The 23,580-nt window shown below is 58.6% G+C and carries 20 protein-coding genes and 2 pseudogenes; 10 read left to right on the top strand and 12 right to left on the bottom strand.

The window, feature by feature from the left end; all coding sequences use genetic code 11:
- Positions 1 to 59: 59 nt before the first annotated feature.
- The 5 genes from AC56QX_RS36845 to AC56QX_RS36825 all read right to left on the bottom strand — a co-directional run bounded on the left by AC56QX_RS36845 (position 60) and on the right by AC56QX_RS36825 (position 7,317).
- Complete coding sequence (locus AC56QX_RS36845) at positions 60 to 1,400, bottom strand: IS1380 family transposase (RefSeq protein WP_497112851.1); 1,341 nt, start codon at positions 1,398 to 1,400, stop codon at positions 60 to 62.
- A gap of 51 nt (positions 1,401 to 1,451) precedes the next feature.
- Positions 1,452 to 3,341, bottom strand: a complete 1,890-nt coding sequence (locus AC56QX_RS36840) for a non-ribosomal peptide synthetase (protein WP_497118742.1) — start codon at positions 3,339 to 3,341, stop codon at positions 1,452 to 1,454.
- 1,079 nt (positions 3,342 to 4,420) lie between these two features.
- Complete coding sequence (locus AC56QX_RS36835; RefSeq protein ID WP_244662064.1) at positions 4,421 to 5,164, bottom strand: 2OG-Fe dioxygenase family protein; 744 nt, start codon at positions 5,162 to 5,164, stop codon at positions 4,421 to 4,423.
- Positions 5,161 to 6,402, bottom strand: coding sequence for an argininosuccinate synthase-related protein (locus tag AC56QX_RS36830; protein WP_497118741.1), 1,242 nt, complete (start codon positions 6,400 to 6,402; stop codon positions 5,161 to 5,163). Before AC56QX_RS36830 ends, AC56QX_RS36835 begins: the two co-directional genes overlap by 4 nt.
- A gap of 3 nt (positions 6,403 to 6,405) precedes the next feature.
- The gene (locus AC56QX_RS36825) at positions 6,406 to 7,317 is read right to left on the bottom strand and encodes a DMT family transporter (protein ID WP_497118740.1); all 912 of its coding nucleotides are present in this window, start codon (positions 7,315 to 7,317) and stop codon (positions 6,406 to 6,408) included.
- Between the two features lie 264 nt (positions 7,318 to 7,581).
- Here AC56QX_RS36825 and AC56QX_RS36820 point away from each other — a divergent pair, with 264 nt between their 5' ends.
- The 4 genes from AC56QX_RS36820 (at position 7,582) to AC56QX_RS36805 (ending at position 12,170) form a co-directional block, all read left to right on the top strand.
- The gene (locus tag AC56QX_RS36820; RefSeq protein WP_497118739.1) at positions 7,582 to 7,920 is read left to right on the top strand and encodes a hypothetical protein; all 339 of its coding nucleotides are present in this window, start codon (positions 7,582 to 7,584) and stop codon (positions 7,918 to 7,920) included.
- Between the two features lie 915 nt (positions 7,921 to 8,835).
- Positions 8,836 to 9,582, top strand: a complete 747-nt coding sequence (locus tag AC56QX_RS36815; protein ID WP_183465455.1) for a YqcI/YcgG family protein — start codon at positions 8,836 to 8,838, stop codon at positions 9,580 to 9,582.
- Positions 9,583 to 9,831: 249 nt separating this feature from the next.
- Positions 9,832 to 11,085, top strand: a complete 1,254-nt coding sequence (locus AC56QX_RS36810) for an APC family permease (protein ID WP_497118738.1) — start codon at positions 9,832 to 9,834, stop codon at positions 11,083 to 11,085.
- Entirely contained in the window at positions 11,082 to 12,170 is a 1,089-nt protein-coding gene (locus AC56QX_RS36805; RefSeq protein ID WP_497118737.1) for a radical SAM protein, read from the top strand. The genes AC56QX_RS36810 and AC56QX_RS36805 overlap by 4 nt, the downstream gene beginning before the upstream one ends.
- 245 nt (positions 12,171 to 12,415) lie before the next feature.
- Here AC56QX_RS36805 and AC56QX_RS36800 read toward each other — a convergent pair whose 3' ends face one another.
- Together AC56QX_RS36800 and AC56QX_RS36795 are read right to left on the bottom strand one after the other, a co-directional pair.
- On the bottom strand, positions 12,416 to 12,715 hold the full coding sequence (locus tag AC56QX_RS36800) for a hypothetical protein (protein WP_497118736.1): 300 nt from the start codon (positions 12,713 to 12,715) through the stop codon (positions 12,416 to 12,418).
- A 38-nt stretch (positions 12,716 to 12,753) separates the two neighbouring features.
- Positions 12,754 to 13,062 carry a hypothetical protein gene (locus AC56QX_RS36795; protein ID WP_497118735.1) on the bottom strand — a complete coding sequence of 103 codons (309 nt, stop codon included), beginning with the start codon at positions 13,060 to 13,062 and terminating at the stop codon, positions 12,754 to 12,756.
- A gap of 24 nt (positions 13,063 to 13,086) precedes the next feature.
- Here AC56QX_RS36795 and AC56QX_RS36790 point away from each other — a divergent pair, with 24 nt between their 5' ends.
- Positions 13,087 to 13,797 (top strand): plasmid pRiA4b ORF-3 family protein, encoded by a 711-nt coding sequence (locus tag AC56QX_RS36790; protein ID WP_497118734.1) that lies wholly within the window; start codon positions 13,087 to 13,089, stop codon positions 13,795 to 13,797.
- A gap of 232 nt (positions 13,798 to 14,029) precedes the next feature.
- On the top strand, positions 14,030 to 15,430 hold the full coding sequence (locus tag AC56QX_RS36785; protein WP_497118867.1) for an ISKra4 family transposase: 1,401 nt from the start codon (positions 14,030 to 14,032) through the stop codon (positions 15,428 to 15,430).
- A gap of 15 nt (positions 15,431 to 15,445) precedes the next feature.
- On the opposite strand, the gene AC56QX_RS36780 is transcribed toward AC56QX_RS36785, so the two are convergent.
- The gene (locus AC56QX_RS36780) at positions 15,446 to 16,087 is read right to left on the bottom strand and encodes a serine/threonine protein kinase (RefSeq protein WP_497118733.1); all 642 of its coding nucleotides are present in this window, start codon (positions 16,085 to 16,087) and stop codon (positions 15,446 to 15,448) included.
- 514 nt (positions 16,088 to 16,601) lie between these two features.
- Between AC56QX_RS36780 and AC56QX_RS36775 the strand changes: the two genes are divergently transcribed.
- Both AC56QX_RS36775 and AC56QX_RS36770 read left to right on the top strand, forming a co-directional pair.
- Positions 16,602 to 16,988 carry a hypothetical protein gene (locus AC56QX_RS36775; RefSeq protein WP_497118731.1) on the top strand — a complete coding sequence of 129 codons (387 nt, stop codon included), beginning with the start codon at positions 16,602 to 16,604 and terminating at the stop codon, positions 16,986 to 16,988.
- Positions 16,985 to 17,509 (top strand): RES family NAD+ phosphorylase, encoded by a 525-nt coding sequence (locus AC56QX_RS36770; protein WP_497118730.1) that lies wholly within the window; start codon positions 16,985 to 16,987, stop codon positions 17,507 to 17,509. The genes AC56QX_RS36775 and AC56QX_RS36770 overlap by 4 nt, the downstream gene beginning before the upstream one ends.
- A gap of 43 nt (positions 17,510 to 17,552) precedes the next feature.
- Here AC56QX_RS36770 and scpB read toward each other — a convergent pair whose 3' ends face one another.
- Both scpB and AC56QX_RS36760 read right to left on the bottom strand, forming a co-directional pair.
- The gene (gene scpB / locus AC56QX_RS36765; RefSeq protein WP_497118729.1) at positions 17,553 to 18,272 is read right to left on the bottom strand and encodes an SMC-Scp complex subunit ScpB; all 720 of its coding nucleotides are present in this window, start codon (positions 18,270 to 18,272) and stop codon (positions 17,553 to 17,555) included.
- A gap of 5 nt (positions 18,273 to 18,277) precedes the next feature.
- A pseudogene (locus AC56QX_RS36760) lies at positions 18,278 to 18,859 on the bottom strand (DUF1403 family protein); the annotation flags it as partial.
- Positions 18,860 to 18,969: 110 nt separating this feature from the next.
- Between AC56QX_RS36760 and AC56QX_RS36755 the strand changes: the two are divergent.
- Complete coding sequence (locus AC56QX_RS36755) at positions 18,970 to 20,310, top strand: IS1380 family transposase (protein ID WP_497112851.1); 1,341 nt, start codon at positions 18,970 to 18,972, stop codon at positions 20,308 to 20,310.
- Between the two features lie 176 nt (positions 20,311 to 20,486).
- On the opposite strand, the pseudogene AC56QX_RS36750 reads toward AC56QX_RS36755, so the two are convergent.
- A pseudogene (locus tag AC56QX_RS36750) lies at positions 20,487 to 20,852 on the bottom strand (DUF1403 family protein); the annotation flags it as partial.
- Between the two features lie 754 nt (positions 20,853 to 21,606).
- Between AC56QX_RS36750 and AC56QX_RS36745 the strand changes: the two are divergent.
- Positions 21,607 to 22,545, top strand: a complete 939-nt coding sequence (locus AC56QX_RS36745; protein WP_497118277.1) for a recombinase family protein — start codon at positions 21,607 to 21,609, stop codon at positions 22,543 to 22,545.
- Here the strand turns inward: AC56QX_RS36745 and AC56QX_RS36740 are convergent.
- On the bottom strand, positions 22,478 to 23,536 hold the full coding sequence (locus AC56QX_RS36740) for a hypothetical protein (RefSeq protein ID WP_497118728.1): 1,059 nt from the start codon (positions 23,534 to 23,536) through the stop codon (positions 22,478 to 22,480). The two genes, AC56QX_RS36745 and AC56QX_RS36740, sit on opposite strands and share 68 nt — an antisense overlap.
- Between the last annotated feature and the right edge of the window lie 44 nt (positions 23,537 to 23,580).

The raw sequence follows: 23,580 nt of genomic DNA, 5'->3' as shown, positions 1-23,580 counted from the left end.
AGGCGGGGTTTGCAGGTTGCGGTCGGCGGGTTCGTTTCGGGGCGTCTGCGCCCCTGCGGTTATGTCGCGAGCCGCGGGATGCGGTCGAGGACGATGCGCAGAATACGCTGGTCGGGGCAGGATGTCGGCAGGTGCAGGCGGATTTGCGTTTTGATCTCGACCACCCGCGCGGCGATTTTGATGAGGCGCAATCGCAGCGTGTCGAATTGGGCGACGGCAAAGCTCGAGCGTTTCGGCATCGCAGCGCGCAGGCCCCACATTAGCCAGTAGGCGCCGGCATGCAGGAAGAGCCGGAACTGGTTGGCCGTCGCTCTTGTGCAGGATGTGCGGTCGGCGGCAAGATGCGTCTTCCAGGACTTGATGTGGTTCTCGGCTGCGCCGCGCCGGCAGTAGAGGTCCTCGTAGAGCGCCTTGGCCTTGCCACTGGTCAGATTGGTGACGATGAAGCGGGTGTCGGCTCCTTTGGCGCCGACCTCGACGCGGGCGATGATGCGCTCGACGCGGCTCCAACTGGCGGCGCCGTCAAAGAACTCCTTGAAGCGGCGGACCTTGTTCGATTTCGCCGACGCTTCAAAGCGCGCCGTCGTGCGGGCTTCCAGGTCCGCGACATGCTCGCGCAGCGTCGTGGTCGGCGCTACGCCGAGGATGAAGTCTACACCGTTGGCGCGGCACCAGTCGATGACCTGCGGACCGCAGTAGTGGCTGTCGGCCCGGATCAGGATCCGTGTGTTCGGCCAATTGCTCCGGATCGCCCGCACGAGGCGGCGCAGGTGGGGGCAGATCTCAGCCCCGCGCGGCCGCCTGGCCGGTCGCAGGATCGCGCTGACGAACCGGCCCGCACCGTCGAACACTACGATCGGCTGGAAGCCGTATTCGTCGTAATGCGCGTTGAACAGGCGCAATTGCTGGCCGCCATGTACGGCGTCAAACGTGTCGTCGATGTCGAGCACAATCCGCTTCGGCACCTGCCGGAAGGAAGCGCAATAGAGGTCGACCATCGCCCGCCCCATGGCGACCAGCTCCCGCACGCCGGGCAGGTTCTCCAGCCGGCACAGCGTCGATTGCGAGGCCAGATCCCGACCCGACGGCAGCGCATCCTGGGCCATCTTGAAGACCGGATCGGAGCGCAGCCGGTTGGCGTCGTTGCCATCCTCATAGCCGGCGGCGATCATCTTCATGCGAAAGCCGATCATGTCCGCCAGGCTGTGGACCACCTGGTCCGGGCAGCGCGGATCATCGATGCAACGCGCCAGACGGTCGGCCACCCGCAGTCGTTTTTCCACCTCGGCCAGCACCAGAACGCCACAGTTGGAGGACAACATGCCGCCGTCGAAACGGGCGACGACGGACTTGCCGCCCACTGATGACAAACCGCTCAGCGGCAGGGTAAGATCATTCATGGCGGGTGTGGTCTCCGGGAAATGATTCGGATCGGCCTTAGCAACCAAATCCTACGTCATTTCAACGGCTTGCGCCACATCCGCCAACCCGCCGTGAATTTTTCGGGTTAGCACCAGCCTGAAATCCACCTTCGCCCCGAGCTGCCTCTGTAGCTGGGCTAATATAAGCATCGCCCGTAGCGAATCCCCGCCAAGGTCCATGAATTGGTCGTTCACGCCGATACCTTTGATGCGAAGAACGCTGGACCAGATATCTCGCAGCTTGCTTTCGAGCTCCGTCTTTGGTTCCTCCAACGGATTCAGTAGCTGAGGGCGAATGGTCGCCGGATCCGGCAAAGCTGCAAAGTCGACTTTCCCGTTTCTGGTAATTGGAATGCCATCGACATGAATGATTCGCTCCGGGACCATGTAGGCAGGAAGCGTTTCGGCAACAAAGCTTCGGAGTCCGCTTTCCAAGACTTCGGGAGGGGCCGATACATAGGCCACTATTCGTCTTGGCCTGATCCCTCCGTCGGCCTTGGTTATGTCTCTTGCTGTAAGCTTCACGCCTTCATTGACGGGTGCTACGGCGACGGCGCCACTTACCGAAGGATGGGTGCAGAGCCGAGACTCGATCTCTCCAAGCTCGACCCGGTGCCCCCGGATCTTGACCTGACGATCTCGTCTGCCAAGACATTCCAGCAGGCCGTCAGCTCTGAAGCGTCCGAGATCACCTGTCTTGTAGAGGCGCCGATGGGATGGATGGCTGGAGAACGGGTTTGGAAAAAAAGCATCTTTGGTACGCGCGCAATCATTGATGTAACCAGCAGCGACACCGATTCCGCTGACACAGATCTCGCCGACTTCACCCGTCCTGCACAGCCGCCATCCATCGGCGACATAGACTTCAAGATTGGAGATCGGCCGACCGATCGGTACATAGGCGTCAGTTGCACTAGGCGGGACAGAAACCACATGGTGGGTAACCCCATCAGCACATTCTGTCGGGCCATAGTGATTGAGAATTGGGACTTGGGGATACAGTGCCAGCCAGGCGCGCGCCAGGGCAGGCGTCAGCGGCTCGCCGACCGCGGAGATCATGCGCAACGCAGTGAGAGGCCGCTCGTCGGCCGCGAGTGTCTGCAGATATTCAACAAATATGGCAAGAACCGATGGGACGAATTGGACAATTGTGACGCCTTGTTCCTGCAGCGCCTTAAGAAGAGCCATCGGAGATCTAAGCGTGGCATCGTCTATAATCGTGACGCGGCTTCCAACGCATAGCCCTGCCAAAAGCTGCCACAGCGAGATGTCAAAGCAATGCGATGCAGTTTGAGCGATGCAGTCCTTTTCGGTCAGCTCGAGCGCATCGATCTTGGCTATCAGATGGTTGTTTAGTGCGGCACGCTCGACCATCGCGCCTTTGGGCCACCCCGTCGAACCGGACGTAAACAAGATGTAAGCGAGACCGCACTCAGCCGAAGAGGGCATCGCAGAAGAGGCACGGTCCCTAATTAACGCGGTCTGCACCGTCATGAATTCTCGATTGCCGTGGCTGGTTTCTTGAAGCAGACCAAGGGCTTCCGGTCGCTCTTGCCCGATAATCAGAGTGCATCCACTCTGCTCGATCATGAATGAAGTGCGTGAGGCCGGCAAAGATGGGTCGAGCGGCAAATATGTTGAGCCGCCCTTCAGAATTGCGATTACTGTAGCGGCCCAATCGGGATTTCGTTCACCACAATAGCCCACGATCGTTCCCACCGCGCAGCGCTCTCGTAGAGTGCTCGCGATGCTGGCCGACATGACTCGCAGCTCACCATATGTGAGTTCTGCCGCGCCGTGCGTAATCGCGATTCTGTCCGGAAACGATGCCCCGATTTCATCGATAGCCGCGATTACATCGGTGAGCCGACGTCCGTCCAGCTTGTGCTTCTCACGTGAATTTTCGTTAAACATGCGCATCCAGCTCTGCGCCGCTAGCTCCGCGGCACTCGAAACCTACAATTTTTGGGGTCTCCCTCACTCCAGAGCCGATTCCAGGCCTGGAAGTTTGTGAGGGGCTCGCCACGCCGGGGGCTCAATCTGCAAGACCATGTTGCTCCAAAGCTATTGCCAAAGGTTGCGCAACTTTATGCGCAAGCTTGTTTCCCTCTTAGAGACGAGGCGCCGGGTTCAAGGGAAGTATCTGCGTGCAGTCAGCCCTCACTCAATGTCGCTGCATCTCATTCAGCAAAGGCCGTGCCAGCGCGCTCCGCGCGCGGGATGCGCATGATTACGCGTTGAAAACCTCCACAGTGCCCAAGATGTGTTTTGAACCTGACATGTTTTCTGACGATGTCAGGTTTTGGACACGCATCACGCGCTTCGCGCTGCCAGAATAGCATGGCCAGCTACGACGCCGTTCGGCGCTATGCGCGGACATGGTCGAAGAACCGCGGCGGCGGCGACGGCAGAACCTATGTCCCGCTCTATTACGCACCGACTGGAGCGTAAGCGGTTATGAGCGTCTTGTAGAAGAACATATCTTCTGCGACGTGGTTCGCAGGGGCGTCGATCGGATCGAAACCCAGAGATTGCGAATGGTCCATCTGTCCGAGACCCTCGCCATTCGTTTTCACGAGGGCATGACGCGGACCAATGCGTATAGCCACGACAATCCGGCATCAGCAACAGTCGCCGTCCCGACCCCCGATGAGTTCGATGTCGATGTCACTTTCATCGAGACTTTGATCGCGGATCTCAAGACGGACAGTCTGGCCGCAGAAAGCAAACGCCCCGCAATGAATCAAAATAACCGCCAGCATTTGGCGCGAAGGCGCACCTGGCCTGGCCCTCTCGACGGCGCAGTGGCTACATCAGAAAGAAGTAGCCGCTGTCGCGCTCGACAATGTCGGGGTTGAGGTCGAGCCGTTCGAAGTACCGCACGACACGATCTATCCGCTGCACGTGGTGTTCCTGCGCGATATGGGGCTTGCATTAGGCGAGTTGTGGTGGATGGAGCTCCTCCGATTGTCGCGACGTGCTTAGGTTCTAGACTTGATTCATAGTTTCTCGAAGGCGATGACAAGGACGTCACGATATGCGAACGGCATTTTCGGATTTTCGGTCACGATCGATGATACATCATGAAACGTCTTGCGGTCGTTGCAGATCACAAAATCGTTTGGAAGGTTCATTTCGACATCGCCGAGGAACCGCTTTGCGGCATCTGTAATCGTGCTCACACCGCCGGTCACGTTAACCCGCCCGATCATGTAAGAAACGATGAAATCCACTCCGTCCTGATGAAGGCCCTCGGGTGCTGGTTTGCCGTTTACACCGTCGCGTGCAACAATCCGGTAGGGATGGAGCTTAATATTCCAACGATCATGTCCAGCGGTTTCACATAGAATTCTGCAGAAACCTGTCAGAATCTTGTTTAAGACAGGATGATCTATAAAGGATTGTTCAAAGGGCTCGAAGTAGCGCTTGAAGCCGCCATTCAAGGGGTTGATGGCTTTCGATTGCTCGTAAGGGGCATGCGGCAGGAGCCGAAAAATTCCGTCAACTGCGTCATATTCAAACGCACTATAGCGCCGGTAGCGATAGGTCCCGCCGTCACGCATGTATTCATCGAGAAGCAGTCGGTTCCAATGGTCAGCAAAATTCTTCCAGCCAGCATCAATTTCGATGCCGAAGCCGGCTTCGGTGCGCTCACCTCTCGAAAACCACCATCCATTCGTCACCAGATGATCAGTGCATACTTGACTGAGGCTGCATAGCGCCTGGGGTGCGACCTTTTTCATGGGTGTCTCCCGTCTTGGTAATTTGGCGAGGGGGAAGTTTTAGAGGACGCTTGGTGGCTCGCGGCTTGGTGTTCCCACAGGTGGCGGTCCGTAATGTATTTCGGCGTGCTGGCTATGATGGACCGAGGTAAAAAGCGCGTGTTATCGACTATGTAGCTGACGCTCCCGCTGACGCCCTCGAGTGCGGACGCTATGGCCCGTTCGCACATCTTGTGAATAGTACTGCTCCATGCACCTGACACCGCCTCCTGGGACCAGGCTTGCTCAAGCCCTTGCTTCAACACGATTGATCCGACGCCAAGGGAAGCGGTTTCGAGGTGCCGCAGCGCGTCCATGATGATGGCCGCCGCTGGGGCCTCGCGGACTTCGAGAACCTTTTCGCCGGTTGAGATGTGTTCGAGCCCGACAAAGCGGCCGTGTCCGAATTTACCAACTGTTTTATTCAGGAGCGGGATTGTGTCGATCAGTGCAACATCACGGTCATCAATTGACACGAGATTTCCGTCGATAAATCCGAGTTTGATCTCTACCGGCTGCTCTGCGGCAATGTTGCGCGTCCAATCAAATGCCTCTTCCGGGATAGAAAAGCTCTCGGGATCTTCCAAAGGTCCAGACTCGAATTCCCGGCACCAGAGGTTTTCGTCTCCGCTCCACGTGCGGTCCGTCACAAAAGTCAGTCCGAACTTGGAGAGGGCGGCGGCCTTCTGCTGCCGGGAAATCACCGAGCATTCATACGGACTACCGAAGTGACCGGAAAATCCCGAGCGCTTGATGCTATTGTTAAGACGCGGAAGACTATTCTGCGAAAGACTTGCTGTATGAAGAAGCAGCCGTGAGCCGATTGATGTTGCATGATCAACAATCAACGAGGCGATTACAGGACGACTCAAGGAACTGCTTAACGGATAGTTGCCAAGGTACTTGGCATGGGCCCGAATGGCGGGTTTCACGCCTTGTTCGACAAAAGCTTCCCGCCCTTCGAGACAGACAAAGCGCGCGCCGAACCTGGCTGCCGTCTGTTCCAGCAAAGGCTTATCGATGGAAGTTCCGACATCCGCCGCGACAGCTTCAATATTCGCAAAGCCAAGGCTTTGCAGCTTGTAGAGAAGGTAGGTGCTGTCGAGACCGCCGCTGAACATGGTTGCAACTGGTGCGTTTCGGTCCGGAAAAGCCTCCAGATCTTCGAAACTCAAAATGCCGCCGATAGATGGTTTGATCGAAGTTGAGACGGCGTTCATTTGTCAGGTCCTACTCTCAAAAAAGATGCCGGCAAAGGTTCCGGCGAGGATGAGGCCGGCACCTATCAAGCCCGTTGCGGTCAAAGATTCTGTCAGGAGAAGGTGCGCGAGGACGAAACCAAAAAAAGGTTCTGTTCCCATCAGCAAGCCAACCCGTGTCGGCGTGGATTTTCTGACCGCGGCGTTTTGAATGTAGAATGCACCGATGGTGCAGAAGAGTGAAAGGAAGGCGACGGCGCCCCAAAACTGAAGGGTGGCCTTCACAGTAAGGCCGTAGATTCCGAATTGAGCGACGGCCAAAACGAAAGTGAGTGTTGCCACCGCCGATCCCTGGATGGCCGTCAGTGCCGCAGACGAAATCTGCCGGCCGGCCAGAAGGCGTTTGGTAGAAACGACCATAATTGCTCGCAGAATCGCAGCCCCCAGCACAAGCGCGTCACCCGGACTGAACTTGCCGATCCCGCCAGTGAGAAGGCCGACACCGATGCAGGATATGGCGGCACTTGCCAATATGCCCGTAGGTGGAAGTCGCCCTGATAGCCCATAGTCAATGATCGGCGTGAACATTACACAAAGCGAAATGATCATGGCCGTATTCATGGCGCTTGTTGATGCAACACCGTAAGTTTCAGCAATAAAAATCGAAAAAAGTATTGTCCCCAATACGAGGCCACGGATGCAATCGCCCCAAGAGATCGATGCGATCTCATGTCTTGCCACCACTGCCATAAAGATCGTGGTAATCAGGAAACGATAAAGAATGAGGATTAAAACCGGCGCATAGAATAGTGCACTTTTCGCGACCGGATAGCTCGCGCCCCAAACGAATGCGACACCCAGTACGGCCAGGTCGGCCGAGAAGGATGAGGTCAGTGACCTCCTGGCAGGTATTGAAGCACTTTCGAAAACGTCCACGGTCAAGTATCCTTTGTGCTGGCCATCATCCATCCTACTGTGCAGAATTCGCGGAACTGTCCGGCCTTCCGCGAGGCGCTCATCGATGTCCGAAGCAAATGTCGTGCCAATCCAGAAAACCATTTTTAGACCACATGATCGCTCTGATAATGCAGTGTTTCATGCCCAACGTTGTCAGAAGGCCGACAAGGAGTCCGACTGCTGGGCACGCAAACCGAACGCTGTGATCCTGTTATCCGGACAGGTTTCCCGCTGCAGCCCGGCTTGGCAATTCATCAGGGCCCTGTCGCAAATGAGAAGCCGAAGGGCAAGGCGGCTTCCGGCTCGCAGAGCGGTCCGAACGACGTCGGCGCGGTCTCTAAGCCTCGCCCCGATGTGACGCGCAAAGGCATAGAGATGATCGGCGAGCTGTGCACCGATGCGCTCCACGAAGCGCTCGTGCGTGCGCCGATCGAAGACGTCACGCTGATCGCCTTGCTCGTGCTCAAGCTCGCCGGCTGCAACATCTCGATCCAGTCCGGCGCCTCCGACGACATCTACGGCTATACTAAGGATGGATCGCTGTATGCGGCTCCTCGACGAAGACAGCAAATTTGCCCATGAAATTGAGACGGACACGCGGGCCGCGCTCGTCGAGCACTTCAGGGGAGGGCACTTCGTCCATCCGTCGGCGCTCTTCGCGCCCGGCCCGGCGAAGGTCGGCGCATGGCTCTCAAGGGCAGCTTCAATCCTGGCGCAGTTGACCTACGGCACAGCCCGGCGCTGGCGGAGCACCCATGGCAGGCGCCGCTTCCATCGTTCATCTCGCGGCAAAGCAACATCTTTCTGCCACCGCTTCTTCTTGCGGGTCCCTCTGCCTCCAGTCGGTGCGTTCCATGTCAATCGGCCCGCACAAAAGGGACCCCTTTTTTGAGGCACAATGGTCAGCGCTCGCCGGGCGGAGCTGGTCTGGGTTGCGCAGCCCGGCGAGTGCGGATCGGCGTGATGGGGTGATCAGGGGCGGGATGAGCGGCGATAATAAACGGTGGGACCGTCATCCTGATCAGGTTCTTCCGCATACTCATTGTCGGATCCTCGACGATGTAGGGCATGAGACACAGCGCTCTATGAGTGATCGTATTGTTTTGACACGATATCCTCGTTCGGCACGATGCATGCAGGGCTATCCGCAATCGCGCTGAGGCACGGACTGAGGAGACATCAACCATGACCAGGCCCGCCCAACATGCGGTCTACTCGCGAAAACTGAGCTTTCCGAGCCGACGGAAGATTTTGCGCACTACTGCGGCACATCCGGCATCTCTCAACTAGCAGGTGTTTTCAGGCCCCGGCTTTGATTTGTCGTTTTGCCGGATTGAGCCGCGCGGAGAGACACCGTGTGAGCGCAGCTCTCGGCGGGAGGCGGTGACGGCGATAGCACGGCTCGCGGGCAATCGGATACATGCACGCCGCATTGCACAAATCCGCCTGCGCAACGAACTCCAACAACGGATTACCAAAGCGAGTTGGGAGAAAGACATGCTGATCAATCAAGGAGAACTTGCCAACCTCACGGCTGAATTCTGGTGGGGCCACGCAGCGATTTCGCACGTTCTGTCGAAGTTCGAAGCCGAGACAGGAACCCGCCCTAAATTTCCCTGTATTTTCGGGCAGAATGCGGTCAAACGAGGCAATTTACGCTTCCTCCTCATTCCATACAAATTCGAGACTTCACAATATGACCTTAATGTGTTGGCTTCTGGACTACGCACCTACATCGCACACACTGATATTCGCTCCATCGACCTCAACCACCATTGCCCACTACTTGTGCTTTTTGAGCCAATAACCACTCTTACAGCCACAGATCATTTCAAGAGGGTATTCATCGAAGCGATGCAGTTTTTACTGGATGAGGATCACGGAACTTGGCCTGCGCACGTATCCAAGGATCCTGCGCATCATACTTGGACGATGTGCTTTGACGGCTGTGAACTTTTCGTGAATGTAAGTCATCCAGGGCATGTTCTTCGTAAAAGTAGAAACCTAGGCCCCGGGCTGGCATTCGTTATAAATCCGCGCAAGATATTCGACATAGCTGCTCCCGCTGATCGGAAAGGCAGAGCCATAACAGCAACGATCAGGCGCAACATCGACATCTACGACGATGTTGCACACAGCCCGTTGCTGGGGTCTTACCTTCTCGGCGAAGCGCAGTGGCCGCAATACATGATCCCCGACAACAATGAGGAGGCCCCAATCGAGTGCCCTCTGCACTTCAAATGATTGGCAGTACACCAGCGGATTCGCCATTCGCCCCGCCTATATTTTGACCGTCATCTTTAGTGCTGAGTTATACTTGAAGATGTGCCGCGTCGTGCCTAGACGGCGAGCAGAACCAACAGCTTGAAAGTGAGAGTCCGGGGCGATGCCCGTACGACATACTCGTGAATGAGATCACTCGTCTCAGTAGGTCGGCGATGCACGATCTGTGTGACTACTACAGCGAGCTAGGTTACCTTTTCCGAGGGTATTATGAAAGATGTTATCGATAACGAACTCACGGGACATTTGGGACTCGCCTCAGGGAGTTTGCTTATAGCTATAGTGCTCCTTGGATCCGGCATTCTTGTTCTCCCAGGACTAGTGTTCGCAAAAATTGGCGCGGACGGCATCTACGCATGGTTTGCTTGCTCGCTGCTCTCTGCGCCGATCCTCGCCATGATGGTTATCTTAGGCAGTGCATATCCGAGTGCCGGCGGTGTTGCGTACTACGCTAAACTTGCTTTTGGCCAATACCTTGAACTGCTCGTGTCAATGCTCTTTCTTGGAGCAGTAATTTTGGGCTTGCCATCTATCGCGATTGTGGGTTCGGCCTACCTACAAAAGCTAACTTGGCCCGGTGTTGATGTTCATCTGATTGCGGCGCTACTTATTTTGCTTGCTGGCTTTTTCGCTCTGTTCGCCGGTGAGACCTTCCGCAGTGGCGTGAAGCTGGTGGGCGGTTGGTCCTTATCGCTTTTGGTAGGCGCTCTCTTTGTGCTAATCGTGCTGGCAATACGGGCCAACGGTGTCCGCTTCGGTCCACCCTCAGATTTCCCGTCGATTGCGAGCCAGATTCCGCTGATCTTCTTCTCCTTCACCGGTTGGGAGATCGCGTCCCATTTGGCCGCGGATTTTAGGAATCCTAAGAGGGATTTTGGCCGAGCAATGGTCTTTGCCTTTATTCTGATCTGCGCCGTCTACGTCGGCAGCGCGGCGCTCGTGCATATCGCTGATATTAAGTCGAACTTCAATGTGCCAATATTCCAGGCTGCGGCGCAAATCGCACCTTCCGCTCCACATTGGCTGGTTCCCGTGCTTGGCGCATCGCTGGTCGCTGCCAATCTCTTCGGGTCAGTTGTGGCCGTCTCACGGCTGGTATTCTACCTCTCCAGACGACACTTCCTTCCCGCCAGTCTCGGTTGCTTGCACCATGGTGCCCCTCGCAACAGTGTCTATTGCGTGGCTGCAGCCCTGATCATAGTCGTCACCTGTGACCAGATTGGGCTGCTCAATATCGAATTAATGTTCAGCTTGGCCGGAATGAACTTTCTTGCCATTTACGTCGTTTCGGCGGTTGCACTGGTCCGACTCAGGCAAGGATTGGTTTCGAGGCTACTCGCTGCTGTGATTGTCATTCCCGCTGTGCTGATCATACTCGGCGCCGGAGTCTCTCTCCCTTATATTGCATCTATCGCCCTCATTGCCATTTTTTTGAACCGCAACAATCGAGCGGAACTAACATGAACCAGTCCACTATCAATGAGGCGTTCAAGACCATCTCGATCAAGCAGGGACTGCTGCCCGTGAAGGTCACGCCATTCTATGAAATGAAAATCAGGGAAGAAGTTGAGGCGCTAGGCAATCATCTGGGGCCGCTTCATCGAGCGTCCTTTCCAACGCAGGACAAAATCTCATTGAGGGCTCCCAATGAGGTGAACGACTTCGTCGATGACCGATCAAATGCGCTCGGCGATACGAACAAAACGTCCATGATCAGAAAATACGCCGACCGCATCCTGTTCCTACCCACCTCGAAGTGTTTCGGGCATTGCCAGTATTGTTTCCGAACAGACGTGCTTACAGAGAACAATGCCGTTGACCCGCGAAATGGACAGAATGCAGATCTGCGGCAGCTGCTTGAATATCTACGCACCCACCCAGAGGTCACGGAGGTGATCCTCTCAGGCGGAGATCCGTTGATCCTGCCAACATCCCGGCTTAAGGTAATCATGGAGGGGATTCGCTCGGTTCCATCGGTAAAGTCAATCCGTATTCATACGAGAGCTATTGTGTATCAACCGGATGCTTTCACGCCAGAGAAAATTGAAATCTTTGCGACGCACAATATCCGCGTTGTTTTTCACATTGTGCATCCGTATGAAATCTGCACAGATGTATCTGAAAAGATCGAAGAGCTTCGACGGCGTAGAATCAGGCTCTACAATCAATTTCCGTTGTTGCGCAACACAAATGATCATCATTTAGTTCTCAGTCGGCTCCTGGAGAGGCTTGACGAGATTGGCGTACGCAACCTCTCAATCTTCATCCCAGATCCCATCAACTTCTCTGCAGCATTCCGCGTGCGTTTGGGTCGCGTCTGGCAGATCGCTGATCATCTTAACTTCATTTCACCATCATGGATCAATTCGACACGATTTGTGTTCGACTCCAAAGGTGGAAAAATGAGGCGCGAAAACTATGTTGCGACGAATAGCAGCAATGATGTCGCCATCTTCGTCCGCGACGGCAAGCCCATTTCCTTTCCCGATTTTCCGGAGCATCTTGATGTCCCAGGCAAGATCGAATTCATGCTGTGGAAACAACAGTGATTGTAGGGCTGAAGGGTGCGACATGGCCGGCTGCCGCTTTGGTAGACGCTGAGACGAAGGTGTTTGACGGAGCTGGAGTATGGGAGCGCGAAGAGAGAAAGTCGTCCGCGCGCTAAGCTCAAGTCATGCTAAATGAAAAAATTTATCCGGGTTAACCTGGGAGTGTACGCGAACGGATATAGCATCTTAACGCGATCGGAAATGTAAAAGCTTTCGCAGAAAACTTTTGCAAAAATGTGAAATTGTTACGACAGTTTACCGCATTGTTTCTTGATGTGCGAATTCCTGCAGGTGACATTTGCGTTCACGATGAACTCGACGTTCGCCCATATCCACGCCGTTGGTGGGGTGAGTTGCTTTCGCAGAGGATCAAACCAGCGGCCTGATGTCTTGTTGCGGCGTCGAACCGACATTGAAGAAGTGTTGGCCCTTGTGAACTGGTCTGTGGAGTTCTTATTCACCAGCTCCTGGAAGCTTTCGTAATCGGGGCCACCTTTGCGGATCCGACGGGTCTGAACGAGATTGGTGACCTCGGTGTAGTCCATGTCGAGGTTGACGTAGTGGGTCGATGAGCAAGAGGAGTTCAGCTCGAGGAAGTGCTCTTTGAACCGATCTGCCGCAGAACGATTGCTCCGTAGTCGTAATATCCGCCTGCCCCATTATCGAGAAGGTAGCTTTGGTAGGTGCACGTCAGCGCTTTGTATCGCTGCGCCTGGCCGCCTGCACGGAAAGTGAGGTTGCCAGTTTCCGTAAGGAAGGACTGGAAATCGAGCAGCAACGAGGCCCCATCGGTAATGATCGCCTTGCAAAGGAACGAAAGAAAAGTTCCTGAAACAGCTTGGGGAGCATGAGGATTTGTGGGGCGGGCTGGAACGACGTATGTCGTCACCATTGAATTTCGACAGGGCCGGCGGATGTGAAAAGGGCAAAACGGGCAGCGACGAAAGCTGCCGGAGAGGCGGCAGCTTCGGAGGATGAGATTTCCATCCTGCAATTCCGCATCTGGCTGAAGGACGTGAACCCGATGATGTGGCGTAGGGTTCAGGTTCCCTCCACGATGACGCTACGCGAGTTTCATGGCGTCCTTCAGGTCGCGATGGGATGGGAAGGCATGCACCTTTACCAGTTCGTCGTTCACACGGTGCGGTACGGCTCGTGGGAGGCGGGTGCCCGCTCTCCGGCTGTCACACTTGGCAATCTGCAACTGCGCAAGGGCAGCCGGTTCCTCTACGAGTACGACCTCAACATCCCCTGGGAGCACGAGGTCCGGCTAGAGGAGCGCCGGCCTGTCAAACTCGGCGCTCACTATCCGGCGTGTACGAGCGGCGACGGCAACTGTCCGCCTGAGGATTGTGGGGGACCGGAAGCCTGGATGTGGCAGAGGGACGAGGCGCTCGGGCCTGACCTCGATGAGGATCTCGCCACAGCATTGGAATTCATCACGGAAATCGGCGACACCCGGTCCCTTGCGGTCCTCGATGATCCGGACCGCGCTGGGGAATTGCAGGAATTGCTGTTTCGGATCAAAGGCCGAGCTACACTGCTGGGCCAGTCGTTCGAGCGGCGGAAAGTGAATGATCGCCTGCGGCAGAGCGAACATCTGATCCTCATGCACCAGCAGATGTGACGGGCCTGGGCGGCATCATCACCGCGAGTGTGCCGGATGCCCGAAAGCAAGGCCTGCGCTGGCGTTTGCGGCCTGCTGATCGAGGTCATGTCGGTTTACCCAACGGTTTTCGGATTGCTAACTGATGGTCTTTATCAGCGTTTCCGGCAGACCGCAGAGAAGAAACGGGCGTCACGGGCGCAATCAGTTTTCCACTCCGGTCATTCGGGAAAACTCATTGCGAGGACATGAGATGCGGGCGCGGCTGGTTCTGGAGATTATGGGTGACGATGGTGAGACGATCGGAACCGAAACCGTCGCCGATCTGGTGAAGGTGACGAAGGGCGCCGAGGATCTCGGTCTGTCGTTGTCGGAGGCGAAAGGCCTTCTTACGAAATTACAGCAGGCGATGGTGGAGACGCAGGTGGAACTTTGGCTGAGCGAAAACCGGGAGCTGGATGGGCGTCGCCTGCGCAGCAAGGGCAGTTATCCAATAACCTTCCATACTCTCTTTGGCGACGTCCGCCTAAAAAGCCCTCGATACTACCTGCCGCACTTGGTCGGTGGAAACGGTCCAGCAACGATCTCTCCACTCCGGAAACTGATCCCCGACCACATTGCGCCCGAGCGCCTCTATCTGGAAACCCGGTGGGCATCGCTCGTGCCCTATGCTGCCGCGGCCGAACTGCTGGCCGATGTGCTGCCGGTCGAGAGCGGCGCCAACGCCACGACGGTTCGGCAGCACGCCTTGCAGGCCGCCAGGCGCATCGAGCGGGAACTGACCGAAGAGCGGGTTTCCTTCATGCAGGATGCCTGTCCGCGCGACTGGATGAACCTGCCTGTTCCCGACGGCCGCATCGTCATCGGTCTGGATGGCGGGTATATCCGGGACCGCAACGATCGAAAGAAGAACTTCGAACTGATCGTCGGCCGCTCCTTACCCGAGGACGGAGATGCCCGTTACATCGGTTTTGTCCATGGCTACGATCGCAAGCCGCAGCGGCGTATCCTTGACCATCTTAAAAAGCAGGGCGTTCAGGCAAATCAGGACATCACCTTCATCACCGACGGAGGAGAAGAGGTCCGCTCGCTTGCCGAGATGATCGCGCCGGCAAGCGAACATGTCCTCGACTGGTTCCACATCACCATGCGCATTACGGTCCTGCGCCAATTCGGCCAGGGTGTCGAAAACCATAATGAGCGGGCCGGGCAGGCCATCCTTGAAACCCTCCGCAGGATCAAATGGCATCTCTGGCATGGCAATGCGTACCGTGCCCGTGAGGAAATCGACGACCTGCAATTCGATGCGGAAGCGCTCGAAACGGACTACCCGAACATGCGCAAATTCCTGACGGCCGTCGGCGAGTTCCGATCCTACATCGCTTCCAACAGCGCAAGCCTGATCAACTACGGCGAACGTTACCGGTCCGGAGAGCGGATATCCTCGGCCTTCGTCGAGGCAACCGTCAATGCCGTCATCAGCAAGCGGTTCGCGAAAAAGCAGCAGATGCAGTGGAGCAGGATCGGTGCGCATCTTCTGCTGCAGACCAGGACGCAGACGCTCGACGGCTCCCTGCGCTCGACCTTCCAGCAATGGTATCCCGGTATGGCGAACGACAATCACGAACCAGACGAAACAGCTCTCGCCGCATAACCGCCCCACACTTCCTCATGCTCCCCAGGTAAGGGCGCGCCAGCCCTCAATTGTTCCGTCCTCTTCGCGTAGTAGAAACTCGGGCGAACTATATTGAAGGGTGCCTATGAAGGGGTGAACACCCTCCATGTCAGTGATCCCGGGCTCTTTGACGGGCTTCAGGACCCCGAAGTCGAGTAAAGTTACTTTCTTCATATCCTCGCTGACCTGGATATTCTCCGGCTTAATGTCCCGATGGACCAGATCCAGGCTTTCAAGATATTCCGCACAGGCCGCAATGTCGGCGATGAATCCTCCAATCGCCTCAATGGAAATGTCCTTGAGCCGCTTCTTGAGATTGCTGCCCGGAAGAAACGCCATCACGACGAAGTGGTTCTTCGTACCCTCATCGTATCCTCCATCAAGGATCTCAACCATGCTTGGGTGGCCCCGCCCCTTGAGGGAGACCTCCCGCTTGATCCGGGCAAGCTGTGTCTTGTCGCCAAAGCGCTCGATCAGTTCTTTGTCGAATACCTTCACAGCCGCTTGCTTCGCAGCATTAGTGGCCTCGAATACTGCTGCCGACTTGCCGTGATCGATCAATCTTACGATCGTCCACTCGCCGATCATCGTGTCCTTTAACTGATCTTCGAGTAGACGTGCCCTGACAAAGTCCATGTATTTGTCCCGATTCGGATCGAGGAAATACGTCATCTCTACCGATAGTTGTCAATGAGTGTCTACATCTGAGATCTAGAGACGACACGATGAAAAGTCGTTCGCTGGTCCTTCGTTGTTTCCATTGATCAATCTAGGACTGGCAAGGAATGGTCCTACGATCTGCACGCGGCAGGACATCGATTGGGTAGCTCTCGAGCCAGCGCTCGAAAGCAGGCAGAGTGATCAGCGATACCATGGAGCGCTTCTCGGCAAGGATTTCGTGTGGAAACCGCACGGCCACATGGGGGCGAGGGCTTGGCTCGCTGCTTTTTCCAGGTGTTGAAGCAGCCATGTCCGCGTCTGGTAGGCGGAAAACGCCAGTAAAGTGACCGAGATGGCGCGGCGCTGCCGTTAGCAACCGCTTCGAGAATGAGGAAGGACGGGCAGTGCGCTTGAAGGGGTCAGGCCTCCGTTCACTTGCTATGCGTTAAAATGTGCATATATTGTGCTTATGAGAGGTCGGAGAATTGTCATGGCCCACGCACAGCTAGCACATTCCAGGGTGATCTCGGGCTTTGTCGATAGCCTGCAGGAGCCGCGCACACCCTTTATCTCGCCGAAGCGCCTGTCGGAAGCGCTGGGCGTGAAGGTTGCCAATTTGGCCCAGTTGACCGGCGTCCACCGCAACACGCTTCGTAACCCGTCATCGGAGCGCTTGCAGGGTCGGATGCGCGAAATGGTGAAGGTGATCTCGGCCGCGACGGAGCTCACCGGCGACGTCGACAAGGCGATCTACTGGTATCGCAACGAACCTATCGCTGACTATAGCCATCGCACGGCGGCCGAACTCGTCGCCGACGGTCAGGTCGAAGCGGTTCTCGCCTTCATCCGGGATCTCGAGAATGGCGCGCGCGGGTGAAAGTCACCCGCGTCGGCCCGGACGAGATCTTCCATCGCTATCTGACACCGAAATGGGCTTTCCTGCCCACCAGCGGTGCAGGCGCGGCGATGGACGGCGGTCGTTTCAACCGGCCCGGCATCGAAGCGCTTTACCTGTCCCGTTCGGCGCAGACAGCGCTGGAGGAATACAAGCAGGGCGCCAGCATCACCCCGCCAGCCACCCTTGCCGCCTATAAGATCACGCTCGCCGAGGTAGTCGACCTTTCGCAGGGGTTCGACCCGGATATCTGGGACGGCTTGTGGAAGGAGTGGGATTGTGCCTGGCGTCAGGTCGCTCGCATCGACAAGAAGATCCCGCCATCGTGGAAGCTCGCGGACCTGGTCATCACCGCCGGACTTCGCGGCATTCTGTTTCCGTCGCTGCGTCACGCCGGTGGCACCAACCTGGTAGTCTTTCCGGCCAATCTTGTCGAAGGCGATAGGGTCACGGTCCATGATCCCGATCACCGGCTGCCGCACGACCAGTCATCCTGGCCGTGAGTAGTCGACTGTCTCTGGGATCACAACGCGACGACGCTCCCCGTCACGGCGCTTGGTCCCCAACGACATCGTCCTTGCCGTCGCCCTCCCTGCTAGCCAGCCCGGCTGGAATATCGCCCGCCAGCAACTTCTCTTTTGACAGCAGGCCTGCATCCTCGAGCGCCTCGAAATCCGGCAGGTCGCGCAGCGTGTCGAGCCCGAACTCCAGCAAGAATTCTTTTGTCGTCACATAGGTGTAGGGCGCGCCCGGCGTTGGGCTGCGCGGACCGGAAGCGATCAGGCCGGCACCGCGCAGATGACCAATAAAATCGCGGCTGATCTCCTTGCCGAAGAAAGACGACAGTTCTCCACGCGTGATCGGCTGGAAATAGGCGATGTACATCAACACGAGCACTTCGGATTGTGTCAGGTCAACGGCTCGCTCGCTGCCACCGACCGCGGTCTGGATGGCGTCGGAATAGGCGGGCCGCGTCAGATGCTTCCAGCCGCCGGCGACGGCGACCAGGTCATAGGGTCGGCCGCGCAGCTCCTCGCGGATGTCGTCAATCAGCAGGTCGATGCTGCAGCTTTTGCCGACGATCCGCGCAAGCGTCTCTCGGCCGACCGGTTCGCTGGCGGCGAAGATCGTGGCCTCGACACGGTGCATCCATTCACGCCAACGCGCTTCCGGCGGCAGATGATCCAGTTCCCGGTCAAACAGCTGGTCAGCTGATCGACGGTCATCTGGCTGGCTCCCTCCTCGCCTGCGTGCACTCTCCGCCATTGTCTTCACAGCCCGTAGATGCGGAAGGTGGCGCGGCCGGACAATTCACGCACGGCACCGAGCTCGACCAGCCGGTCGAACAGGCGGCGCAGGCCGCGATCGCTCATGCCGGCGATTTGTTCCGAAGCGACGATCGCGTCGTCAGAGAGCAGCCTTTCCACGACGACGTCCGCCGCCTTGGCCCTGAGTTTCGGCGCAACCGCAAGCAGCCGATCCGCGCGGCGCTCAAGTTCGGCGAAAAGATCAATGGCGCGCAGCGCAGCGCGCGCCTGTGCGGCCAGCAGGCTTTTAGCCCAATCGGCTTCCGTTTCGGCGCCGGCAGCCAGAGCGGCAGTCCCTGGTCGACGCGCTCGGCCCGTACCCACAACTAAGGTCGCTTCGGCGCCCAACAAAGGGATTGCATGTGTCCAGCCTAGCCGCTGCGCGAGCAAGACATCGGCAAGCCAGGCTCCGAGAACGCGCCGGAAGCCGTAACGCTCCGCGGCCGCGAAGGCCCCGACCAGCGTTTCGACCGTGCCGGTGTTGGCGGCAAGCTGTCGCAGATCGTCCGTCAGATCGCTGACCGCCTCATCGTTGAGTGTGAGACCTAGCCCGAAAAATTCACGGCGGGTTGGCGGATGTGGCGCAAGCCGTTGAAATGACGTAGGATTTGGTTGCTAAGGCCGATCCGAATCATTTCCCGGAGACCACACCCGCCATGAATGATCTTACCCTGCCGCTGAGCGGTTTGTCATCAGTGGGCGGCAAGTCCGTCGTCGCCCGTTTCGACGGCGGCATGTTGTCCTCCAACTGTGGCGTTCTGGTGCTGGCCGAGGTGGAAAAACGACTGCGGGTGGCCGACCGTCTGGCGCGTTGCATCGATGATCCGCGCTGCCCGGACCAGGTGGTCCACAGCCTGGCGGACATGATCGGCTTTCGCATGAAGATGATCGCCGCCGGCTATGAGGATGGCAACGACGCCAACCGGCTGCGCTCCGATCCGGTCTTCAAGATGGCCCAGGATGCGCTGCCGTCGGGTCGGGATCTGGCCTCGCAATCGACGCTGTGCCGGCTGGAGAACCTGCCCGGCGTGCGGGAGCTGGTCGCCATGGGGCGGGCGATGGTCGACCTCTATTGCGCTTCCTTCCGGCAGGTGCCGAAGCGGATTGTGCTCGACATCGACGACACGTTTGACGCCGTACATGGCGGCCAGCAATTGCGCCTGTTCAACGCGCATTACGACGAATACGGCTTCCAGCCGATCGTAGTGTTCGACGGTGCGGGCCGGTTCGTCAGCGCGATCCTGCGACCGGCCAGGCGGCCGCGCGGGGCTGAGATCTGCCCCCACCTGCGCCGCCTCGTGCGGGCGATCCGGAGCAATTGGCCGAACACACGGATCCTGATCCGGGCCGACAGCCACTACTGCGGTCCGCAGGTCATCGACTGGTGCCGCGCCAACGGTGTAGACTTCATCCTCGGCGTAGCGCCGACCACGACGCTGCGCGAGCATGTCGCGGACCTGGAAGCCCGCACGACGGCGCGCTTTGAAGCGTCGGCGAAATCGAACAAGGTCCGCCGCTTCAAGGAGTTCTTTGACGGCGCCGCCAGTTGGAGCCGCGTCGAGCGCATCATCGCCCGCGTCGAGGTCGGCGCCAAAGGAGCCGACACCCGCTTCATCGTCACCAATCTGACCAGTGGCAAGGCCAAGGCGCTCTACGAGGACCTCTACTGCCGGCGCGGCGCAGCCGAGAACCACATCAAGTCCTGGAAGACGCATCTTGCCGCCGACCGCACATCCTGCACAAGAGCGACGGCCAACCAGTTCCGGCTCTTCCTGCATGCCGGCGCCTACTGGCTAATGTGGGGCCTGCGCGCTGCGATGCCGAAACGCTCGAGCTTTGCCGTCGCCCAATTCGACACGCTGCGATTGCGCCTCATCAAAATCGCCGCGCGGGTGGTCGAGATCAAAACGCAAATCCGCCTGCACCTGCCGACATCCTGCCCCGACCAGCGTATTCTGCGCATCGTCCTCGACCGCATCCCGCGGCTCGCGACATAACCGCAGGGGCGCAGACGCCCCGAAACGAACCCGCCGACCGCAACCTGCAAACCCCGCCTGCCATCACGACGGATCACCGCCGCCGCCCGCCCAGGCTTGTCAAAATGCACCCACATCGCGACCAAATCGTCGCTTCAGGCCGCCGAAAACTCATCGCTGTGCATCAAGGCGGCTAGATCTTCCAGCACCGCCGCGACATTTCTCTCCGTCAGCAGATCGTCCGCTGGCCGAGATGCCAGCCGCCGCCAAGCAAGAAGGAAAAGGCCGGCGGGCCCGACATTGTCGCCCGGTCGTGTGAGAAGCACGGCGTCGCGCAGCGCGCTTTCATCCTCGACGCGGCCGGCCTGCTTTGCCGTTGCAGCGGCCGCCGCAAGCGCCAGCCGCTGCCGCCAGGCGCCAGCCCACCGCTCCTGCCGGCGGACCACCGCATCGAGTGTGGTGATGGCCGCGCCTGTGGCGAGCGCGACGTCCTCAACGTCTTTTCGCGCAAGGCTTTGCGCATCCGGGATGGCCCGGCGCAGCCAGGCTGGCACCGCTGCCATTGGCACAGTCGGAGGGGTTCCGGCAGGCGTGACGTAGTGGCGCGGAGAGGGTTTGGGGCGCAGAATCATCGTTGAGCAGCATGAGTCAGCGCGGCGCTTTTGGCAATCGATTTGCACGAAATCCGCCGCACCTGTCGTGACACAACAACGACCGATAATCTTGCATTATCGTTCGTTTTAAAAATGCCTGTCGCTTGCCCTGTGTCGCTTGCCCTGGATGGGTGGAAAAGCCGGCATTTGCGCGGTTTCAGGCGTCGTTTTCATCCTAGATCGGCGGATTCTCACCTTAATTGGGTGGACAGCGCGTCCAAGATAGGTGGAATTCGTGAGACGCGACCGCCAATTCGGCCGGTTTTGAATCGGTTTTCGTGAGACTGCGTGCCGGATAAAGTTCGTCAGCCGGGCCGCTAACCTCTTGAACTACCTTGATATTGTGTGCCCCTCCGGCAAAGACGCGCTTTGTCACGCAGTCTCACGATTTCCGCCTCGGATTCACGTGGTCTCATGAAATCCGCTTCGCCCCGCCGGTGGATCTAAAGCCAAATCGATCGTCCTAGCGCCTCGATACCGGTCCTCCTTCAGGCCACCCCGGCTCCAAATGACTAGTTTTGCCCGCTTTGGGCCCTAGCGCGCCCGTGGACGTGATTTTGGCCCTTTCCGAGTCCTTGGACACCTCCGAAGGCCTCGAACGCGCTCTACGGGCCTGCAAATCGGTCGATAAACGTTGCAAAAACCAGCCCAAATTGCCCGGCAAATGGCCAAACCGCGCACCCAACCCACACCCCCTCCCCGCTCCCGTCGCCTGATCGGCTATGCACGGGTTTCCACCGAAGACCAGCTCAACGACGCCCAGGTCGACGAGCTCAAGGCCACCGGCTGTCATATGGTTCACCAGGAGCATGGCTCGGGTGCCTCGCGCTCCCGGCCAGTGCTGGCGAAGCTGATGCGCGAGATCGCCGCCGGCGACGTTCTGGTCGTAGTGCGGCTCGACCGCCTCGCCCGCTCCGTCAGCCATCTGCTGGAGGTCATCGAGCAGCTCGAGGCGCGCGGCGCGCACTTCCGCTCGCTGCGCGATCCGATCGACACGTCGACGCCGCAGGGCATGTTCTCGCTGCAGGTGCTCGGCGCCGTGGCGCAGCGCGAGCGCGCCCTGATCGCTGAACGCACCAAGGCGGGCATGAAGGCGGCCAAGGCACGCGGCAGGCTGGCCGGCAATCCCGGGCTTCGCGAACGCCGTCCCGAAGCTGTCCGGGCGATCGCGGCGGCGCGCCAGCGCGCCTATCTCGACGATCTCATCAGCTCGGCGCAGACCTGGCTGCCGACCGTGCGCCGGTTGCGGCCGCAGCACAGCTGGGACGACGTGGTGCGGGTGCTGAACCGAAAAGGACACAGCTGGACGATCGAGCGGCTGCGCCGCGCGGTGTATCGGCTGGTTCGCGAACGCATCGCCGAACCCGCCCTGATCAAACGCGCCCCGCGCCGGCCTCCGGAGGACCGGCTGATGACTCTCGTCGCCGGCATTGCGCTCGCCGATCCGGATCTCACACTGCTCGAGATCGGCGCCCAGCTGGAACGCATGCACGAACGCACGCCCCGTGGCGCTCGCCAATGGCAGCCGTCGTCGGTCAAGGCGCTGCTGGATCGCGCCCGGCGGCTCGGTCTCGTGGTGCCCGATCAAGGGCCTCAGTCATGAGGCGTGCCAACGCCCGCTCTCGCACGATCCGTGCGGCGCCCTGAACGGCCCTCCATTGGGAACTGGCGAGGATTTCTTCGGCCAATGTACGGTACTCGGCATCCGATCGGGGCGCGTATGTCGTGGCGGGGCGCTCGACATTCCGGGTCTGCGGCATGACCCGGCCTGTGGCAGACCGCGATAGGTCGCCCGCCGCGAATTTTTCCGCCAGGAAGAAAGGCGGCGGCCCGATGCGGCTTCTGGCATCGGCCAGATCCAGCAGCTGTGCAATTCCGAACAGGGTCAACATGCGGCTTGGCAATGAGGCAGTGGCGAGCGGCTCCTCGCGATCGGCTGGCATGTCGTTGCCGCTCACGCGGGGATGCCCCAGCCATGCGATGAAGGGCTTTCCGCCTGCCTGCGATGACGACCACAACAATCGCGCCGCCCGCACGATGTCTTTGGCCGCCGTGCCCTGAGGCCCCTCCTCGACGGCCAATGCGACGGTGTCGGCGAGTGCCAGCAGGAAGCTTTGCCGTTCCGAATCTACCGTGTCAGTAGCCCCGAAAGACACGGGAGCCGAACAGCTCCCGCAAACGAGACGCCCCCTCCCCTCTCGGCAATCGAAGCGAAATCCGGTACGGGCGAAGCAATGGCCGCACATGTCCCGCAGCATGGTCAGATGCCGGGGGCAGACGATTGCTTCGACCCGAGACCACGCACGGCGAAGATAATGATCCCGGCCGCCAGTGTGATCCTCATCGAGGCAAGCAGTACAGACGCCCTGATGCCAGCGATCCTGGATGTACCAGTTGGAGGCGCGTGCCTGCCGGCGCAGCGCCATCCGAGCAAGTCGTCCCGGATCCATGCGGCAAGCGCGGGCCCAAAACGTTATCATTGCGTCGCCCGGATCGAAGTCTCGCCCGATCAACCCGCCGCGCCGCCCCGGATCGATGTCCGCGTCGAGCCAGCTTTCAACGTCGCGCAACGTGCATCCGTAGCGACAGGCCACCCGCCCCTGCCAGGAGGAAAGCAACTCGTCGTCGAATGGCCGCG

This window comes from Mesorhizobium sp. RCAM 06353, assembly GCF_059683585.1.
Note: the sequence above shows the minus strand (reverse complement) of the source record. Positions and strands in the feature narration are given on the sequence as shown.

What these genes read in the sequence shown, in the direction of transcription:
- AC56QX_RS36845 (WP_497112851.1), bottom strand. Translation starts at nt 1,400, where the DNA reads ATGAATGATCTTACCCTGCCGCTGAGCGGTTTGTCATCAGTGGGCGGC.
- AC56QX_RS36840 (WP_497118742.1), bottom strand. Translation starts at nt 3,341, where the DNA reads ATGCGCATGTTTAACGAAAATTCACGTGAGAAGCACAAGCTGGACGGA.
- AC56QX_RS36835 (WP_244662064.1), bottom strand. Translation starts at nt 5,164, where the DNA reads ATGAAAAAGGTCGCACCCCAGGCGCTATGCAGCCTCAGTCAAGTATGC.
- AC56QX_RS36830 (WP_497118741.1), bottom strand. Translation starts at nt 6,402, where the DNA reads ATGAACGCCGTCTCAACTTCGATCAAACCATCTATCGGCGGCATTTTG.
- AC56QX_RS36815 (WP_183465455.1), top strand. Translation starts at nt 8,836, where the DNA reads ATGCTGATCAATCAAGGAGAACTTGCCAACCTCACGGCTGAATTCTGG.
- AC56QX_RS36810 (WP_497118738.1), top strand. Translation starts at nt 9,832, where the DNA reads ATGAAAGATGTTATCGATAACGAACTCACGGGACATTTGGGACTCGCC.
- AC56QX_RS36805 (WP_497118737.1), top strand. Translation starts at nt 11,082, where the DNA reads ATGAACCAGTCCACTATCAATGAGGCGTTCAAGACCATCTCGATCAAG.
- AC56QX_RS36800 (WP_497118736.1), bottom strand. Translation starts at nt 12,715, where the DNA reads ATGGACTACACCGAGGTCACCAATCTCGTTCAGACCCGTCGGATCCGC.
- AC56QX_RS36795 (WP_497118735.1), bottom strand. Translation starts at nt 13,062, where the DNA reads ATGGTGACGACATACGTCGTTCCAGCCCGCCCCACAAATCCTCATGCT.
- AC56QX_RS36785 (WP_497118867.1), top strand. Translation starts at nt 14,030, where the DNA reads ATGCGGGCGCGGCTGGTTCTGGAGATTATGGGTGACGATGGTGAGACG.
- AC56QX_RS36780 (WP_497118733.1), bottom strand. Translation starts at nt 16,087, where the DNA reads ATGGACTTTGTCAGGGCACGTCTACTCGAAGATCAGTTAAAGGACACG.
- AC56QX_RS36775 (WP_497118731.1), top strand. Translation starts at nt 16,602, where the DNA reads ATGGCCCACGCACAGCTAGCACATTCCAGGGTGATCTCGGGCTTTGTC.
- scpB (WP_497118729.1), bottom strand. Translation starts at nt 18,272, where the DNA reads ATGGCGGAGAGTGCACGCAGGCGAGGAGGGAGCCAGCCAGATGACCGT.
- AC56QX_RS36755 (WP_497112851.1), top strand. Translation starts at nt 18,970, where the DNA reads ATGAATGATCTTACCCTGCCGCTGAGCGGTTTGTCATCAGTGGGCGGC.
- AC56QX_RS36745 (WP_497118277.1), top strand. Translation starts at nt 21,607, where the DNA reads ATGGCCAAACCGCGCACCCAACCCACACCCCCTCCCCGCTCCCGTCGC.